General features: G+C 68.8%; 17 protein-coding genes. 11 read left to right on the top strand and 6 right to left on the bottom strand.

The features are described 5' to 3' along the window. Window positions 1-47: 47 nt before the first annotated feature. From GGR16_RS17145 to GGR16_RS17130, 4 genes are all read right to left on the bottom strand, one after another. Window positions 48-1,175 carry a C4-dicarboxylate TRAP transporter substrate-binding protein gene (locus tag GGR16_RS17145; RefSeq protein ID WP_183317393.1) on the bottom strand — a complete coding sequence of 376 codons (1,128 nt, stop codon included), beginning with the start codon at window positions 1,173-1,175 and terminating at the stop codon, window positions 48-50. Window positions 1,176-1,243: 68 nt separating this feature from the next. Then, a complete protein-coding gene (locus tag GGR16_RS17140) occupies window positions 1,244-2,548 on the bottom strand; it encodes a TRAP transporter large permease (protein WP_183317392.1) in 1,305 nt (434 codons plus the stop codon). 9 nt (window positions 2,549-2,557) lie between these two features. Further along, complete coding sequence (locus GGR16_RS17135) at window positions 2,558-3,061, bottom strand: TRAP transporter small permease subunit (protein WP_183317391.1); 504 nt, start codon at window positions 3,059-3,061, stop codon at window positions 2,558-2,560. A gap of 1 nt (window position 3,062) precedes the next feature. Continuing rightward, a complete protein-coding gene (locus GGR16_RS17130; RefSeq protein ID WP_183317390.1) occupies window positions 3,063-3,821 on the bottom strand; it encodes an SDR family NAD(P)-dependent oxidoreductase in 759 nt (252 codons plus the stop codon). Window positions 3,822-3,979: 158 nt separating this feature from the next. Here GGR16_RS17130 and GGR16_RS17125 point away from each other — a divergent pair, with 158 nt between their 5' ends. The 5 genes from GGR16_RS17125 (at window position 3,980) to maiA (ending at window position 7,668) form a co-directional block, all read left to right on the top strand. After that, a complete protein-coding gene (locus GGR16_RS17125) occupies window positions 3,980-4,741 on the top strand; it encodes a GntR family transcriptional regulator (protein WP_183317389.1) in 762 nt (253 codons plus the stop codon). Further along, the gene (locus GGR16_RS17120) at window positions 4,738-5,358 is read left to right on the top strand and encodes a glutathione S-transferase (protein ID WP_183317388.1); all 621 of its coding nucleotides are present in this window, start codon (window positions 4,738-4,740) and stop codon (window positions 5,356-5,358) included. Before GGR16_RS17125 ends, GGR16_RS17120 begins: the two co-directional genes overlap by 4 nt. Before the next feature lie 177 nt (window positions 5,359-5,535). Beyond that, window positions 5,536-6,894 carry a homogentisate 1,2-dioxygenase gene (hmgA, locus tag GGR16_RS17115; protein ID WP_183317387.1) on the top strand — a complete coding sequence of 453 codons (1,359 nt, stop codon included), beginning with the start codon at window positions 5,536-5,538 and terminating at the stop codon, window positions 6,892-6,894. Beyond that, a complete protein-coding gene (locus GGR16_RS17110) occupies window positions 6,891-7,031 on the top strand; it encodes a hypothetical protein (RefSeq protein ID WP_183317386.1) in 141 nt (46 codons plus the stop codon). The genes hmgA and GGR16_RS17110 overlap by 4 nt, the downstream gene beginning before the upstream one ends. Window position 7,032: 1 nt before the next feature. Further along, window positions 7,033-7,668, top strand: a complete 636-nt coding sequence (gene maiA, locus GGR16_RS17105; RefSeq protein WP_183317385.1) for a maleylacetoacetate isomerase — start codon at window positions 7,033-7,035, stop codon at window positions 7,666-7,668. A 9-nt stretch (window positions 7,669-7,677) separates the two neighbouring features. On the opposite strand, the gene GGR16_RS17100 is transcribed toward maiA, so the two are convergent. Further along, the gene (locus GGR16_RS17100; protein WP_210289604.1) at window positions 7,678-8,790 is read right to left on the bottom strand and encodes an iron-containing alcohol dehydrogenase; all 1,113 of its coding nucleotides are present in this window, start codon (window positions 8,788-8,790) and stop codon (window positions 7,678-7,680) included. A 414-nt stretch (window positions 8,791-9,204) separates the two neighbouring features. On the opposite strand from GGR16_RS17100, the gene GGR16_RS17095 reads away from it, so the two are divergent. The 6 genes from GGR16_RS17095 (at window position 9,205) to GGR16_RS17070 (ending at window position 15,174) form a co-directional block, all read left to right on the top strand. Next, on the top strand, window positions 9,205-9,657 hold the full coding sequence (locus tag GGR16_RS17095; RefSeq protein ID WP_183317384.1) for a tripartite tricarboxylate transporter TctB family protein: 453 nt from the start codon (window positions 9,205-9,207) through the stop codon (window positions 9,655-9,657). A 43-nt stretch (window positions 9,658-9,700) separates the two neighbouring features. Next, complete coding sequence (locus GGR16_RS17090; protein ID WP_183317383.1) at window positions 9,701-10,669, top strand: Bug family tripartite tricarboxylate transporter substrate binding protein; 969 nt, start codon at window positions 9,701-9,703, stop codon at window positions 10,667-10,669. A gap of 87 nt (window positions 10,670-10,756) precedes the next feature. After that, window positions 10,757-12,244: a tripartite tricarboxylate transporter permease gene (locus GGR16_RS17085; protein ID WP_183317382.1), complete on the top strand. Its 1,488-nt coding sequence runs from the start codon at window positions 10,757-10,759 to the stop codon at window positions 12,242-12,244. Between the two features lie 10 nt (window positions 12,245-12,254). Continuing rightward, window positions 12,255-13,154, top strand: coding sequence for a dihydrodipicolinate synthase family protein (locus GGR16_RS17080; protein WP_183317381.1), 900 nt, complete (start codon window positions 12,255-12,257; stop codon window positions 13,152-13,154). Continuing rightward, window positions 13,151-14,116, top strand: coding sequence for a phosphoglycerate dehydrogenase (locus GGR16_RS17075; protein WP_183317380.1), 966 nt, complete (start codon window positions 13,151-13,153; stop codon window positions 14,114-14,116). Before GGR16_RS17080 ends, GGR16_RS17075 begins: the two co-directional genes overlap by 4 nt. Then, window positions 14,113-15,174 carry an Ldh family oxidoreductase gene (locus GGR16_RS17070; RefSeq protein ID WP_183317379.1) on the top strand — a complete coding sequence of 354 codons (1,062 nt, stop codon included), beginning with the start codon at window positions 14,113-14,115 and terminating at the stop codon, window positions 15,172-15,174. The genes GGR16_RS17075 and GGR16_RS17070 overlap by 4 nt, the downstream gene beginning before the upstream one ends. A gap of 15 nt (window positions 15,175-15,189) precedes the next feature. Here the strand turns inward: GGR16_RS17070 and GGR16_RS17065 are convergent, their stop codons facing one another. Next, complete coding sequence (locus GGR16_RS17065; RefSeq protein ID WP_343059823.1) at window positions 15,190-15,909, bottom strand: FadR/GntR family transcriptional regulator; 720 nt, start codon at window positions 15,907-15,909, stop codon at window positions 15,190-15,192. Between the last annotated feature and the right edge of the window lie 15 nt (window positions 15,910-15,924).

Below are 15,924 nucleotides of genomic sequence, written 5' to 3'. Positions count from 1 at the left end.
CTCCTGGGGCAGGCCGGCCGGAGGCGGGAGGCCCCCGGCCGGTGCCGTCACTTCAGGCCGAAGCTGTTCTCGTCGATGCCGGCGTAGAGGTTATCCTTGAGCACCTTGGCGACGGCGTCGGCATCGGTGCGGTCGACGCCCTCCATCAGGCCCTTCCACTTCTTCTGCAGCTCGAGGAAGGTGGCGATGACGTCGCTCGGATCCTCGACCTTGCGCTCGGCCACGGCGGTCTGCGGCAGCTTCTCGACGAGGGCGGCCTGGAAGGCGGCGAGCTTCTCCGTAAGGTCCGCCGCCGGCTCGATGATCTTGAGGCCGCGCTCCTTGGAGCCTTCGAGCGCCGCCTGCACGCCGACGTGGTAGGCGACCTGGGCGCGCGCGACGCCGACGGCCATGCTGTCGAGCAATGCGCGGCGCTGGGCCGGTTCCAGCTCCTTCCAGAAGGTCGGGTTGTAGACGTAGTTGGCGCCGACCACGACGCCCATGGGCAGCAGGGTGACGGACTTCGCCACCTCCCAGAACTTGTTGCCCTTGTCGAGGTTGGTCGGGTCCGACATCGTGCAGTCGATCGAGCCGCGCTCGAGCCCGGAATAGACGTCGCCGATGGGCACCGAGACGGGCACGCCGCCGAGCGACTGCACCCAGGCGGTCTGGGCGCCGCCGGCGGTGCGGATCTTGAGCCCCTTGGCATCGCCCGCCGCCGTGATCGGCTTGACGCAGACGAAGTTGTAGACCGGCGTCGAATAGCCGCCGGCGAAGATGCCGCCGTTCTTCTTCCACTCCGCGATGAGCTTGGGATGGGTGAGCCCGAGCTCGGTATAGGCGAAGGCGGAGGCGAAATCGTCGTCGGAGACGAAGACGAGGTCGTTGACGACGTTGTTCAGCGGCAGTTCGGACGGCGTGTAGCCGGGATAGACGACGCCGAGCGCGGCAACGCCGTCGCGGATGCCCTGCATCGTCGTGCGCGCCGGCACCAGCGAGCCGTTGGAATAGACCTCGAAGGTGATGCCGCCGCCGGTGGCCGCCTTCACGTCCTCGGCGAATTTCTGGTAGGTGAACTCGTTGAGGATGTGCACCGGGGCCATCCAGTTGGTGGCCTGGTAGGTCTCGGCGCTGGCCGGCGGGGCGAGCCCGCCCATCAGGGCCCCGGCGGCAACGGATGCAAGAAGGCGCTTCATCTGTCTACTCCCTAGAACTGGCGCTTCGTTTTTTGGCGCCTGGTTGGCGGCCGCGGCGCGGCCATCTGCTAGCGGACCATCATGCCCGGCAGCCAGAGGCTGAGCGCCGGGAAGCCGATGAGCAGCGCAAGGGTGATCACGTCGGTCAGGATGAACCATCCGGCGCCGGCGAAGATCGTCCCGAGCGGCACCGTGCCCCCGAGGCTCGAGCGGATGACATAGACGTTCATGCCGACCGGCGGCGTGATGAGGCCGATCTCGAGCAGCTTCACCGTGATGACGGCGAACCAGACGAGGTCGATGCCGAGCGCCGACAGGAGCGGCGCCAGCACCGGCAGGGTCAGCAGCATGATCGAGATGCTCTCGAGAAAGCAGCCGAGCACGAGATAGAGCGCGCTGACGAAGACGATGACCGTGACGGCGCTGTAGCCGTCGAAGAAGGTCATCAGCCAGTTCGGCAGGGTCGACAGCGCCACGAAGCGGGCGAACAGCGCCGCCCCGACGACGATGATGAAGATGGTCGAGGTGCCGACCGCCGTGTCGAACAGCGCCTGGCGCATGACCTCGACCGACAGCCGCCGGCGCAGGAGGGCGATCGTCGAGGCGAGGAAGGCTCCGACCGCCCCGGCCTCGGTCGCGGTGAAGATGCCGGCGAAGATGCCGCCCATGACGCCGGCGATGAGCACGGGCAGGGGCCAGGTGTCGCGCAGCAGCGCCATGCGCTCGGCGCGGCTGTGGTGCTCCACGACGCGCGGCGCGAGCGCGGGATTGCGCCAGGCGCGCCAGGTGATCATGCCGACGAACATCAGCGCCGAGAGGACGCCCGGCACGATGCCGGCGACGAAGAGCGTGCTGATGGAGACGTCCATCATCAGGCCGAAGACGATGAAGAGGACGCTCGGCGGGATGAGCGAGCCGAGCGTGCCGGCCGCCGCCACGCTGCCGGTGGCGAGCGAGGGGGAATAGCCGGCCTTCAGCATCTCCGGCACGGCGATGCGCGAGAAGGCCGCGGCGGTCGCGACGCTCGAGCCGCTCGCCGAGGCGAAGAGGGCGCTCGCCGCGACGGTCGAGGAGGCGAGCCCGCCGGGAATGGGGTTGAGGAAGATGCGGGCCGCGCCGAACAGCCCGTTGGTCAGGCCGGCGCGGGAGGCGACATAGCCCATGAGCAGGAACATGGGCACGGCCGAAAGATTCCAGTCGCCGATGAGCTCGTAGGGGATCGCCTTGGCGATGCCGATGGCCGGGCGCAGGCCCATCATGGCCGTGATGCCGGCAAAGGCGACGCTGCCCATGGCGACCCCGATCGGCACCCTGAGGCCGATCATGAGGAGCGTGGCGGCGATGCCGATGAAGCCGATGTCGATGCGGTCCATCGCCTTGCCTCACGCGGGCTCGGTGCGCGGGCCGGGATCCCGGCCGAGCAGGAGGTCGGCGAGGCGCGGCATGAGCACGATACACGCGATGGCGAGGCCGAGCGGCAGGAGGAATTTCGCCGGCCAGACCACCACCTTCCAGGTGCCCTCGACGATCTCGCCGATGCGCCAGGCCGCCAGGGCCGAGCCCCAGGAGAGCCAGGCCAGCACGCCGTAGAAGGCAATGGTGAGGACGGTGCCGAGCAGGTCCATGGCCCGCCGCCCCGCGGCCGGGGCCATGGTGTAGAAGAGGTCGACCACGATGGGCTGGCTGCGGGCCTCGACCCATGCCAGCGGCAGGAAGACGGCGGCGATCATGTAGTAGTTCGCGACCACCTCGGCCGTGCCGGGGATCGGTGCGCGCAGGAGGTACTTGCCGGCGACGTCGGCGGTGACGTGCAGCATCATCAGCGCCATGGCGAGGGCGGAGAGGACCGCGAGCGTGGTGGTCAGGACGTCGACGAGCCGGCGCATGTCATTGCATCCTGTAGCCGCCGTTGACGTCGATGGTGGCGCCGGTGACGTAGCCGCCGTCAGGGCCGACGAGGAAGGCGACGGCTCCCGCCACGTCCTGCGGCGTGCCGATGCGCTCGAGCGGGATGTTGCGCGCCGCCGTCGCATCGTCCTCAGGCGACAGCGACAGCCGCAGCATCGGCGCATCAATGAGGCCCGGCGCCACCGCATTGACGGTGATGCCGAGCGCCGCCGCCTCGCGCGCCGCCGCCTTCGTCAGGCCGAGGACGGCCGCCTTGCTCGCGATATAGGCCGAGCTCGAACGATAGCCGCCGAGCTGGGCGGCGACGGAGGAGAAGGTGACGAAGCGTCCGCCGGGCGCCGGGCGGCGCGTGCGGGCGCGCAGGAAGGCGCGCAGCAACAGGAAGGTGCCGGTGCTGTTGACGCGCTGCGTCAGTTCCCATTCCTGAAGCGAGATCTCGGTGAGCGGCGGCCGCTCGCCGCCTTCGCGCAGGAGGAGGATGCCGGCCGCCGCCACGACGACGGCGATCCGGTCGCCCGCCGCCTCGGCGGTCTCGAACAGGCCCTCGACCATCGTCTCGCTGGTGACGTCGAGCGCGAGGCCGCGATGACCCGCGCCGGGCAGCGCTCCGGCGACCGCCACGGCGCGCTCCTTGTCCATGTCGGTCGCGATCACCGCAAAGCCGTCGGCGGCCAGCCGCTCCGCCACCGCGCGGCCGATCCCGCCGGCAGCCCCCGTGACGAGGGCGAAGGTTGCCATCAGATGCCTCCCTGAACGTATTCTTGTGCGTGCATTGGCCGGAAAAGTGGATCCAATATTGCGCCATGTCAATGATCAAAGTTCCAAACTGCGCTTCATTGGATCCATTTTTTGTCCGACGGGCTTGTGCGCGGCGTCGGCCGTGCTAGGTTGAAACCATGAGCGACATGTCTTCATCCGCCGACATCACCAGCGTGGACCTCGTCGTCCGCGCCATTCGCGAGAAGATCCTCGAGGGGGAGCTGGAGCCGGGCAGCCGGCTGCAGCAGGACCATCTGTCGGAGATGCTCGGGGTGTCGCGCACGCCGCTGCGCACGGCCCTTGCCATGATCGCGCAGCAGGGGCTCATCGAATACGAGGCCAACCGCGGCTATCGGGTGCGCAGCTTCTCGCTGGCCGATGTGCAGGCGGCCTTTGCCGTGCGCGCCGAGCTCGAGGGGCTCGCCTGCCGCTATGCCGCCTGCCGGCGCCTGCCGGAGGAGACGCTGGCGCGCTTCGGCGAGCTCGTGGCGGAGGGGGATCGCATTCTCGCCGGCGGCGTGCTCGATCCGGCGCTGCTGCCGGCCTACCGGCGCATGAACGTCGCCTTCCACGAGCTCATCATGGCGGCGGCCGACAATCCTTGGATCCAAAGCTTCGTCCACCAGACGCACAACGTGCCGCTGGCGTCCGACCGTATCTTCCTGTGGGACAATTTCGACATCATCTACCGCTCGCACGACGATCATCATCGCATCGCCGACGCCATCGCCGCGGGCGAGGCCGTGCGCGCCGAGCACCTGATGATCGAGCACGTGACTTTCGCCGGGAAGCTGCTCATGAAGCGGCTCGAGGCCGACCCGCGCGGTGTTTTCGTGTCCCAGCCGCAAAGGCGAGCCAGATCCCGCAACCGATCAGTCAGAAACGGAACAGCCGCATGACCGCCTTCCAGCTTTTCCACTCCCCGGCCTCGCCCTATGTGCGCAAGGTGCTCGTCAGCGCGCACGAGAAGGGCGTCGCCGACGCGATCGCGCTGCTGCCCTCCGCGGCAGGGCCGGTGAAGCGCGACGCCACGATCGTCGCCCACAACCCCTCCGGCAAGGTGCCAACGGCCCTCCTGCCGGACGGCTCGGCGCTCTACGACAGCCGCGTCATCTGCGCCTATGTGGACAGTCTCGCCGAGGCGCCGCGCCTCCTGCCGGCCGAGGGACCCGAGCGCTTCCGCGTCCTGACGCTGGAGGCGCTGGCCGATTCGATGCTCGATGCGGCTCTCCTGTGCCGCTACGAGACGGTGCTGCGCCCCGAGGAACTGCGCTGGGATGCGTGGTACGCAGGCCAGATGGAGAAGATCGACAGCGGCCTCGCCGAACTGTCGCAGCATTGGCTGCCGCTGCTGGAGGGGCCGGTCAATGCCGGCAGCATCGCCGCCGCCTGCGCCCTCGGCTATCTCGACTTCCGCTTCGCCGACAAGAATTGGCGCGACCCGCACCCCGCGCTCGCCGGGTGGTATGCCACCTTTGCCGAGCGCCCTTCGATGCAGGCGACCCGGCCGCGCTGACGAGCGTTCCGGGCACGATCTCGCGACCGGCCTTCCGGCGAAGGGCAGTCGGGCTCAGAATCGGTCGCGTCGTTCCTCCAGGGTCCGCACGGCCTGGCTGGCCAAGCCTCGCGCGGATCCGGGCGGCGGCCGCCGCAGATGGGGGCCACGCAAGTGACCAGACAGGAGGTTCCGCTCATGAATGACCAGCATTCATCCCCTGATGCCGGCCGTGCGGAGCGGCCCGAGAGCGCCATCCAGCGGGGCTACATGTCGGGCTTCGGCAACGGTTTCGAGACCGAGGCGCTGCCCGGCGCGCTGCCGCTCGGCCGCAACTCCCCGCAGAAATGCGCCTATGGCCTCTATGCCGAGCAGCTCAGCGGCTCCCCCTTCACGGCGCCGCGCACGACGAACGAGCGCTCGTGGCTCTACCGCATCCGCCCGACGGTGGCCCATTGGGGCGAGTTCCGGCAGGTGGATATCGGCCTGTGGCGCACGGCGCCGGCGGCCGAGGCCGAGGTGCCGATCGCGCCCATGCGCTGGGATCCGATACCGATCCCCGACGAAGAGTTGTCCTTCCTCGAAGGAATCCGCACCATCACGACGGCGGGCGATGCCGGTGCGCAGGCCGGCATGGGCGCGCATGTCTATCTCGTCACCCGCTCGATGGCGGGCGAATATTTCTACAACGCCGATGGCGAGATGCTGTTCGTGCCGCAGCAAGGCGAGCTGCGCCTGTGGACCGAGTTCGGCATCATCGATATCGAGCCGGGCGAGATCGCCGTCATCCCGCGCGGCGTGAAGATCCGCGTCGAGCTGCGGGGCGGGCCGGCACGCGGCTATCTGTGCGAGAACTACGGCGGGGCCTTCAGCCTGCCCGAGCGTGGGCCGATCGGCGCCAACTGCCTCGCCAATCCGCGCGACTTCCTGACGCCGGTCGCCGCCTATGAGGACCGCGAGGCGGCCTCGACGATGTATGTGAAATGGGGCGGCACGCTCTGGGCCGCGGACATCGACCGCTCCCCGCTCGATGTCGTCGCCTGGCACGGCAACTACGCGCCCTACAAATATGACCTGCGCCGCTATTCGCCGGTCGGGCCGGTCCTCTACGACCACGCCGACCCGTCGATCTTCACCGTGCTGACCTCTCCGTCGGAGACGCCCGGAACGGCCAATGTCGACTTCGTCATCTTCCCGGATCGCTGGCTGGTCGCCGAGAACACCTTCCGCCCGCCCTGGTACCACATGAACGTGATGAGCGAGTTCATGGGGCTCGTCTACGGCGTCTATGACGCCAAGACCGGCGGTGGCTTCGTGCCCGGCGGCATCTCGCTGCACAACACGATGCTGCCGCACGGGCCCGACGTGGACGCCTTCGAGAGGGCGAGCAACGTCGAGCTGAAGCCGCACAGGCTGGAGGGCACGCTCGCCTTCATGTTCGAGACGCGCTTCCCGCAGAAGGTGAGCGCCTTCGCCGCCGGAACCGAGGCGCTGCAGAAGGACTATCGGGCCTATGGTCGCAAGCTGAAGATCCATTTCGATCCGCAGAGGCCATGAGCAGCGCCATGGCAGGGCTCGGCGAGCCCTATGGGCCGCAACTGAAAAGCCGGGAGGCCGCGGCCGGCGGCCACCCGATCCCCAACGGCTTCGGCGCGTGCCGTGCCACGATCCTGCCCGCGCCGCCGGAGGCCTGACATGAAGCTCTACACCTATTGGCGATCGACCTCGTCCTATCGCGTGCGCATCGCCCTGGCGCTGAAGAACATTCCGGTCGAGCAAGCCTTCGTCCACCTCGTGCGCGACGGCGGCGAGCAGAACGGGCCGACCTACAGGGCGATCAACCCGCAGGGGCGCGTGCCGGCGCTGGCGCTCGACGACGGCACGGTGCTCATCCAGTCGCCCGCGATCCTCGAATATCTGGAGGAGGTCCATCCGAGGCCGGCGCTGCTGCCGGCCGATCCGGTGGCGCGCGCCAGGGTGAGGGCGGTCGCGGCCATCATCGGCTGCGACATCCATGCCCTGCACAATGTCGGGCCGCTCAACCACCTGAGGAAAGTGTTTGGCCGCTCGGAGCCGGAGGTGAGCGACTGGATCACGACCTGGATGGGCAAGGGGCTCGCGGCGGTCGAGGCCCTCATCGGGGACGAGGGCTTCTGCTTCGGGCCCGAGCCGTCGCTCGCCGACGTCTATCTCATCCCGCAGCTCTATGCCGCCCGGCGGTTCGACGTGCCGCTCGATGCCTGTCCGCGCATCCTGCGTGTCGAGGAACGCGCAGCCAGCCATGCGGCCTTCCGCAGCGCGCATCCGTCGGTGCAGCCCGACGCGGAATAGGCGCCAGGTTCAGAACGCCGCCTCGTAGATGGCGAGGATGTCCGCTTCGCCGAGGTCGCGGGGATTGAAGTCGAGCAGCCGGCGGATGGCGTGGGCCTCGCGTGCCATGGCCGGCAGGTCGTCGCGCGGCACGCCGTGGCCGGAGAGGGACATGTCGAGCCCGAGGTCGGCACAGAACCCGTAGGCCGCCTCGAAGACCACGCCGTCGGGCCGGCCGAGCGCCCGGCACACGGCGGCCGTCTTGTCCGGCACCGCGGCGGCATTGGCCGCGAGCACATGGGGGAAGATCAGCGCATTGGCGATGCCGTGGGCGATCTTGTGCCGGGTGCCGAGCGGATAGGCGATGGCGTGTCCCGCCGTCGTATTGACCGGCCCGAGGCAGACGCCGCCGTAGAACGCCGCGAGCGCCAGTCCCGTGCGGGCCTCCACATCCGCGCCGTTCTCCACCGCGCGCCGCAGGTAGCGGCCGACGAGCTCGATGCCCTGCAGCGCATAGGCATCGATGAGCGGATGCGCGCGCTTGCTGGTGAAGGCTTCCACGCAATGGGCGAGGGCGTCGACACCCGTCGCCGCCGTGACGGCGGGAGGCACCGTCAGCGTCAGCGCGGGGTCGATGATGACGAGATCCGCGAGCATGCCGCGGCTCTCGGTCGCCACCTTGTTCATCGTCGCCGGGTCGGTCACGAGCGCGCGGGTGCCGGCCTCGCTGCCCGTGCCGGCGGTCGTCGGGATCTGCACGAGGCCGACCGTGCGGGGCGGCGCGCGGTCCGGTCCGCTGATGTCGGCCAAGGCGCGGCCGGAGCCCAGCATGACGGCGACGAGCTTGGCGATGTCCATGGCGCTGCCGCCGCCGAAGCCGATGATGACGTCGGGGCTGCAGCCTCCCGCTGCCGCGAGCGCCGCCTCGAGGTCGGTGATGGCCGGCTCCGGCTGCACGTCGCCAAAGACGGCGGTGCTGCCGAGGCCGAGCATGTCCACGCGTCCCGCATTGAACGCGTCGGCGATCACGAAGGCCCTGCCGCCGCGCTGCGCCGCCCACGGCGCCAGCGTGTCGAGCTGGCCCGGGCCGAAGCGAACGGCCGGCGGGCGCAGGATCTCGATGGGACGGTCGAACATGCTCATGTGATGCCTCCCTGCCGGGCCGCAGGACGTGCCCGACGACGCCGAAGAACCGGCCGTGATATCCGCGCAGGCAGAGCCCGGGATTGGTCACGGCGCAGCGGACAAAACCGCCGCATACCCGTTGATAGAGGTGCCTGCTTTCACTTGTCAACTTATGACAGAAGCAGCCTCCTCAACGCCTCGATTGCCGTCGAATTTGTTCAAAAACAAAGGCTTAAATGCAGGGCGGTGCGATGGGCCAACCAACTGGCGAGTGACCGAAAAATCAGAGTGATTGGAAGATTTCTCATATAAAACAACGAAATGGCTCGTGTGAGAGACGGAAACGCATGCGCCGTTGCCTTGCGAAGTTGACAACTTGAGGGATTGCGGCGATGAATCGGGCGGCGCCGCAAGAGCGCGAATGGAGGAAGCATGATCGGACGGCGGGCGGACGTGTGGCTGGGCCTGGTGCTCCTCGCCTTCTGCGGCGTCGCCGGCTGGTGGACGCTGCGCATCCCCTCCGTGGGGACCGGCACGGCGGCTGGCCCGAGCTTCGTTCCCTGGATCATGATCGCCGGCATCGCCATCCTGTCCGTCGCGATGATGCTGCGCGCGCTGCTGCATGCCACGCCTGCCGCGGCGGAAGGGCAGGGGGCGACCAGCCGGGCGACGCTGCTGCGGCTCGGCGTCTTCGTGGTGCTCCTTGTCGCCTATGCCGGCCTGTTCCTGAGCGTCGGCTATCTCACCACCACCATCGTCGTCTTCATCGCCGGCATGTTCGTCCTCGGTGAGCGGAACTGGCTTTTCCTCGTCGTCCTGCCCGCGGTGCTGACCGGCGCGATCTACTTCGTCTTCACGCAATTTCTCGGCGTCTGGCTGCCCTAGGGCGCCGCCTGCCGTCGATCATAAGGACATCAAGGAGGAGCCCATGTTGAGACCCGTTTCCGCCATCCTCGGCGCCTGCGCGCTATTGGCCGCCGGCGCCGCTGCCGCGCAGGACTTCCCGGCCCGCCCGGTCCAGGTCGTCGTGCCCTATGCGGCCGGCGGCGGCACGGATCTGTCCGCCCGCATCATGGCGGACGTCTTCCAGAAGCACCTCAAGGGCCCGCCGATGGTGATCCGCAATCAGCCGGGCGGCGGCGGCGCCATCGGCACCTCGGCCGCCCTGCATGCGCGGCCGGACGGCTATACGCTCGGCATGGGCGCCCAGGGCCCGCTCGCCCTGCTGCCGCACTACGGCGGCACCGACTACAAGCTCGACGATGTCCAGTTCATCGCCCTGATGGGCCGCAACCTGCAGCTCGTCGTCGCCTGCGCCAAGGCTCCCTTCTCCGATTTCAAGGCGTTCATGGCCTATGCGAAGGCGAACCCGAAGGGCATCCAGGTCGGCAATTCGGGCGCCGGCGGCGCCAATCACATCGCGATGGAGGCCTTCGGCCGCGTCGCCGAGGTGAGTTTCGAGAACGTGCCGTTCGGCGGCGCGTCGGAGGCGATGACGGCCTGCGTCGGCGGCCACGTGCACGCCATGGTGGCGACCCCGGCCGAGGCTTTGCCGCATGCCAAGTCCGGCGCCATCAAGCCGCTCTTCATCATGGAGGAGAAGCGGATCGACACCTTCCCGGACACGCCGACGGCGATCGAGGGCGGCGTCAAGTTCACCTGGTCGTCGTGGAAGGGCGTCATCGGCCCCAAGGGCATGCCGGCCGACGTCGTCGCCAAGCTGCAGGAGGCGCTGAAGGCGACCTTCACGGACGAGGAATTCGTGCGCCGGATGCAGGATCTCGGCGAGTTCGTCGATTACCGCGACGGCGCCGCCTATGAGGAGCTGGCGCGCAACGACAGCCAGACGGCCGAGGCCATCATCCGCGACCTCGGCATGTATCAGATGAACAAGTAGGCCGGCCGGGCGGGTGGAACGGTTCCGCCCGCCCGTCTTTCCGTGACCGCGTGCGGGGCGCCGCACGCCTGAAACGTTCCCGAGCCGATGGACATTCTGCAGCATCTTTCCGCCGTCCTTTCCCTCGAGGTGATGTGGTTCATCGCCCTCGGGACGCTCGGCGGCCTCGTCATAGGCGCCCTGCCGGGGCTGACGGCCACCATGGGCGTCGCCCTGCTCATCCCGCTGACCTTCGGCATGGCGCCCGTCGCCGGGCTCAACATGCTCATCGGCATCTATATCGGCGGCATCTATGGCGGTTGCATCTCGGCCATCCTGTTGCGCACGCCCGGCACGCCCTCCTCCGCCGCGACCGTGCTCGACGGCTATCCGCTGGCGCAGAAGGGGGAGGCCGGCAAGGCGCTCGGGATGGCGACGATCGCCTCCTTCGTCGGCGGCCTGTTCGCCGCCATCGTCCTCGCGACGCTCGCGCCGCAGCTCGCGTCGATCGCGCTCAAGTTCGGCGCGCCGGAATATTTCGCTCTTGCCCTGTTCGGGCTCACGATCATCGCCTCCTTGTCCGGCGACCTCCTGAAGGGGGCGATCGCCGGCCTCCTCGGCGTGCTGATCTCGACGGTCGGCGCCGACCCGATCTCGGGCGTGTCGCGCTATACCTTCGGTCTTCCGGGCTTTGCCGCGGGACTTTCCTTCACCCCGGCGCTGATCGGGCTCTTCGCCCTGTCCGAGGTCTTCGTGCAGCTGGAGAAGATCGTCGGCGACAAGATCGTGACGCTCAAGGTCTCCGGCCGCTGGCCGAACCGCGCCGAGATGCGGGAATCGGTGCCCGCCCTCCTGCGCGGATCGCTCATCGGAACGGTCATCGGCATCGTGCCGGGCGTCGGCTCCGGCACCGCGTCGTGGATCGCCTACAACGAGGCGCGCCGGGCCTCGAAGACGCCGGAGAAGTTCGGCACGGGCCATGTGCCGGGCGTCGCGGCGACGGAGAGCGCCAACAACGCCGTCTGCGCGGCGGCGCTCATCCCGCTACTGGCGCTCGGCATCCCCGGCGACGTCGTCACCGCCGTGCTGATGGGCGGGCTGATGATCCAGGGGCTGGCGCCCGGGCCGATGCTGTTCGAGAGCCGGCCGGACATCATCGTCGGCATTTTTGGCGGCACCTTCCTCGCCACCGTCTTCATGTTCATCTTCGGCATGCTGGGCATCGGGCTGTTCTCGCGCATCCTGCTGATCCCGAAGCGGCTCCTGACGATGAGCATCGTGACCTTCTGCTTCATCGGGGCCTTTTCCATCAATCTCAACCCGGTCGACCTCTACACGATGGTGGCCTTCGGGGTGCTCGGCTACGTCATGCAGAAGTTCGGCTTCAGCCAGGCGGCGCTGTGCATCGCCATGATCCTCGGCCCGATGGCGGAGGCCAACCTGCGGCGCGGCCTGCTGCAGACCCGTGACAACGTGCTCGAATTCGTTTCGGGCCCGATCACGATCACCTTCCTCGTTCTCACCGTCCTCTCGCTCCTGTGGCCGCTGCTGCGGGATCTCAAGGCGCGCAGACGGATGGCGGAACAGCCGAACTGAAGGTTCATCCATGACAGCCAAGGAAAGCTTCGTTGCCCTCGTCACCTGTTTCGACGGGGACGAGAGCCTCAACTATGCGGCCACGCGGGCCCAGGCGCGACGGCAGGTCAAGGCCGGCAACAACATCCTGTGCGCCGGCACCAATGGCGATTTCACGGCGCTGACCTTCGCGGAGAAGGTGCGTCTGTGCGCCGAGGTGGTGGACGAGGTCGCCGGTCGCGCCAAGGTCATCGTCAACGCCGGCATGCCGGCGACCTACGAGACCGTGCTCCTCGCGAAGGAATTCGACCGGATCGGCGTCGACGGCATCGCCGTCATCACACCCTATTTCATCTCCTGCACCCAGGAGGGGCTCATCCGCCACTTCACGGTGGTCGCCGATGCGGTCGCAACGCCGGTCTATCTCTACGACATCCCGGCGCGCACGCAGAACCACATCGAGCCGGAGACGGCCCGCCTGCTCGCCCATCACGGCAATATCGCCGGCATCAAGGATTCGGGCGGCGCTGAGGCGACGCTCGAGGCCTATCTCGCCGTCTCGCGCGACAGCAACGGGGCCTTCGACGTCTATTCCGGGCCGGATTCGCTCGTCTACTGGGCCTTCAGCAACGGGGCCCGCGGCTGCATCTCCGGCCTCGGCAACGTCATGCCCGAAACGCTCGCCGCGCTCACCCGCGCCTTCAACGCGGGCGACCTCGCCGAGGCCGAGCGCCAGCAGGAGACGTTCACGGCCCTGCGCAAGGACCTCTATGCCCTCGGCTACCCGCCGGCGATGGTCAAGCGCGCGCTCTACCTGATGGACAGGTCCGTCGGTGCCAGCCGGCAGCCGGCCCTCGCGCCCGATCCGGCGCAGGATGCGAAGATCGCCGCCATCCTCGCGGCCCACGGCCTCGCCCCGGAGCACGCATGACCGTCATCGCCACCACCTCTCCCGGCTTCGGCCGGCACGGGCGCGTGCCGCACAAGCTCGCCGAGAACGGCTGGGAACTCATCCGCTGCATCGACACGAGCCGCCCCGACGGCGGCCTCGGGGAGCACCTGCCGCGCGTCGACTATCTCGTCGTCGGCCTCGTGCCCGTCACCGCGGCAACGCTGGAAGCGGCGCCGCGCCTGAAGGCGGTGCTGAAGCACGGCGTCGGCACCGACAACATCGACATACCGGCCTGCACCGCCCGTGGCATCCCCGTCCTCAACACGCCCGGGGCCAATGCCAATGCGGTGGCGGAGCTGGCGCTCGGCATGATGTTCTCCTTCGCGCGCCGTATTCCCCAGGGCCATGCGAGCGTGATCGCCGGCGGCTGGGACCGCAAGGTCGGCATCGAGATCGCCGGCCGGACGCTCGGCATCGTCGGCCTGGGCAACATCGGCAGGATGCTGGCGCTGAAGGCGCTCGCTCTCGGCATGAAGGTGGTCGCGTCGGATCTCTATCCGGACAAGACCTTCATGGCGGAGCACGGCATCGAACTGATGGACCTCGACGCGCTCCTCGCGCAGAGCGATTTCGTGTCGCTGCACGTCTTCGGCGGCAAGGACAATGCGGCGCTCATCGGCGCCGAGCGCCTCGCCCGCATGAAGCCGACGGCGTGCCTCCTCAATCTCGCCCGCGGCGAGGTGGTGGACGCCGACGCGCTCCATGCCGCGCTTGCCGAAGGCCGGCTCGGGGGGGCTGCCCTCGACGCCTATGTGACGGAGCCGCCGGACGTTTCGCACCCGCTCTTCTCGCTGCCGAACGTGATCTTCTCGCCGCATACCGGGGCTGATACCGTCGAGGCGGTGGAACGCGTCGGCCTGATGAACATCGCCGACATCGAGGCGCTGATGGCCGGCGGCCGTCCCGCCCGCGTCCTCAACCCGGAGGTTTTCGCGCGATGACGAGCGAAGAGGAACGTCCCCGCTACGACGCCGCGGCCCTGCGGGAGGCGGCGCAGGCGCTCTTTTCCGCGGCAGGCCTCGAGGAGGAGAAAGCCGCCGCCGTGGCGCGCTATCTCGTCGAGGCTGACCTCATGGGCCACACGACGCACGGCCTCGCGCTCGCCGGCTGGTATCTGCAGGGCATCGAGGACGGCGTGATGGCGAAGGGCGGCGCGCCGGAGGTGGTGTCCGACCGCGGAGCGGTCGTCTGCTGGCGCGGACGTCGCCTGCCCGGCGCCTGGCTGACCTCACAGGCGGTGGAACTCGCCGCGACGCGTGCCGCCGTCCACGGGGCGGCGACCGTCGTCATCGGCGACAGCCACCACATCGGCTGCCTCGCGGCCTATCTGCCGATCGCCACCGAGCGGGGCATGATGGTGACGGTGGTGAGCTCTTCGCCGTCGGGCGCGCAGGTCGCGCCCTTCGGCGGCCTCAAGGGGCTCTACACGCCCGATCCGGTGGCGCACGGCATCCCGACGCCCGGCGATCCCATCCTGATCGACATCTCCGCCTCGATCACCACCGTGAACATGAGCCAGCGCCTGATCCGCGAGGGCGGCCGCTTCCCGTACGACTGGCTGATGGACGCCGAGGGCAATCCGACGAACGACCCGACCGTCATCAACCGCGGCGGCACGCTTTTGCCGACGGGCGGCCTCGACCACGGGCAGAAGGGCTATGGCATGGCCCTTCACGCCGAGGCGCTGACGCAAGGCCTCGCCGGCTACGGCCGTGCGGACGCGCCCAAGGGCACGAATGCGGCGGTGACGGTGCAGGTCTACGACCCGGAAGCTTTCGGCGGGCGCGAGGCCTTCCTGCGCCAGACCGGCTGGCTGGCCGACGCCTGCCGCGCCAACCCGCCGCGTCCCGGCGTCGAGCGGGTCCGCCTGCCGGGCGAAGCGGCGCTGAGGCGCAAGCGCGAGGCGCTCGCGCAGGGCGTCGTGCTCCATCCCGGCATCGTGGAGACGCTCGCGCCCTATGCCGAGCGATACGGCGTATCCCTGCCGCTGGCGCTCTGACGGGCGCCGGCACCCTCACATCGACAGGTCGATGAGGCTGCCGCCGAACAGGCGGTCGCGGGAATTGACGATGTGTTCGCGCATGACGTCGCGAGCCTTGTCCCCGTCGCGGTCGCGGATGGCCTCGTAGATGGCGTTGTGCTCCGCCAGCACCTCCTCGAGGCCCTTCGGCCCGTCGGACATCAGCGACTGGCCGTGCATCTTCATGCCGACATGGATGTGCTGGCGCAGGGCGCGCATGGAGGCTTCGAAATACTGGTTGTTGGACGCGCGCGTCACGGCGAGATGAAAGGCGAAATCCGCATCCTCGCGGTGGATGTGCGAGCCCGTGGCGGCGCTCAGCAGCTTCAGCGCCTCCTCCATCTCCGCAAGGGCGGCGGCGTTGCGCCGCTGGGCGGCGAGGCGCGCCGCATCGGGCTCGATCGTCAGGCGGAACTCGTAGCAGCGCTGGATGTCGGCGATCGTCTCCACGCGGGCGAAACCCAGCGGCGCCTCCTGCTGCGGCGCCCGCACGAAATTGCCCGCGCCCTGGCGCGAATAGATCAGCCCCTCGCTGCGCAGCCGCTCCAGCGCCGCGCGCAGCACGGGACGCGAGACGTCGAATTCCTGCGACAGCTGCTTTTCGGGCGGCAGCTTCTGGTTGGCGGGATAGTCGCCGCTCGATATGCGGCTGAACAGGGAATGATAGACGCGATCGGCAAGCGTTGCCCGCGGCTTCTGACGTTGTTGCTGCACCAGGGCTCCTTGCGC

Origin of the sequence: Chelatococcus caeni (assembly GCF_014196925.1) — a bacterium.
Taxonomy (GTDB): Bacteria; Pseudomonadota; Alphaproteobacteria; order Rhizobiales; family Beijerinckiaceae; genus Chelatococcus_A; species Chelatococcus_A caeni.
This window is presented reverse-complemented; position numbering and strand designations above follow the sequence as displayed.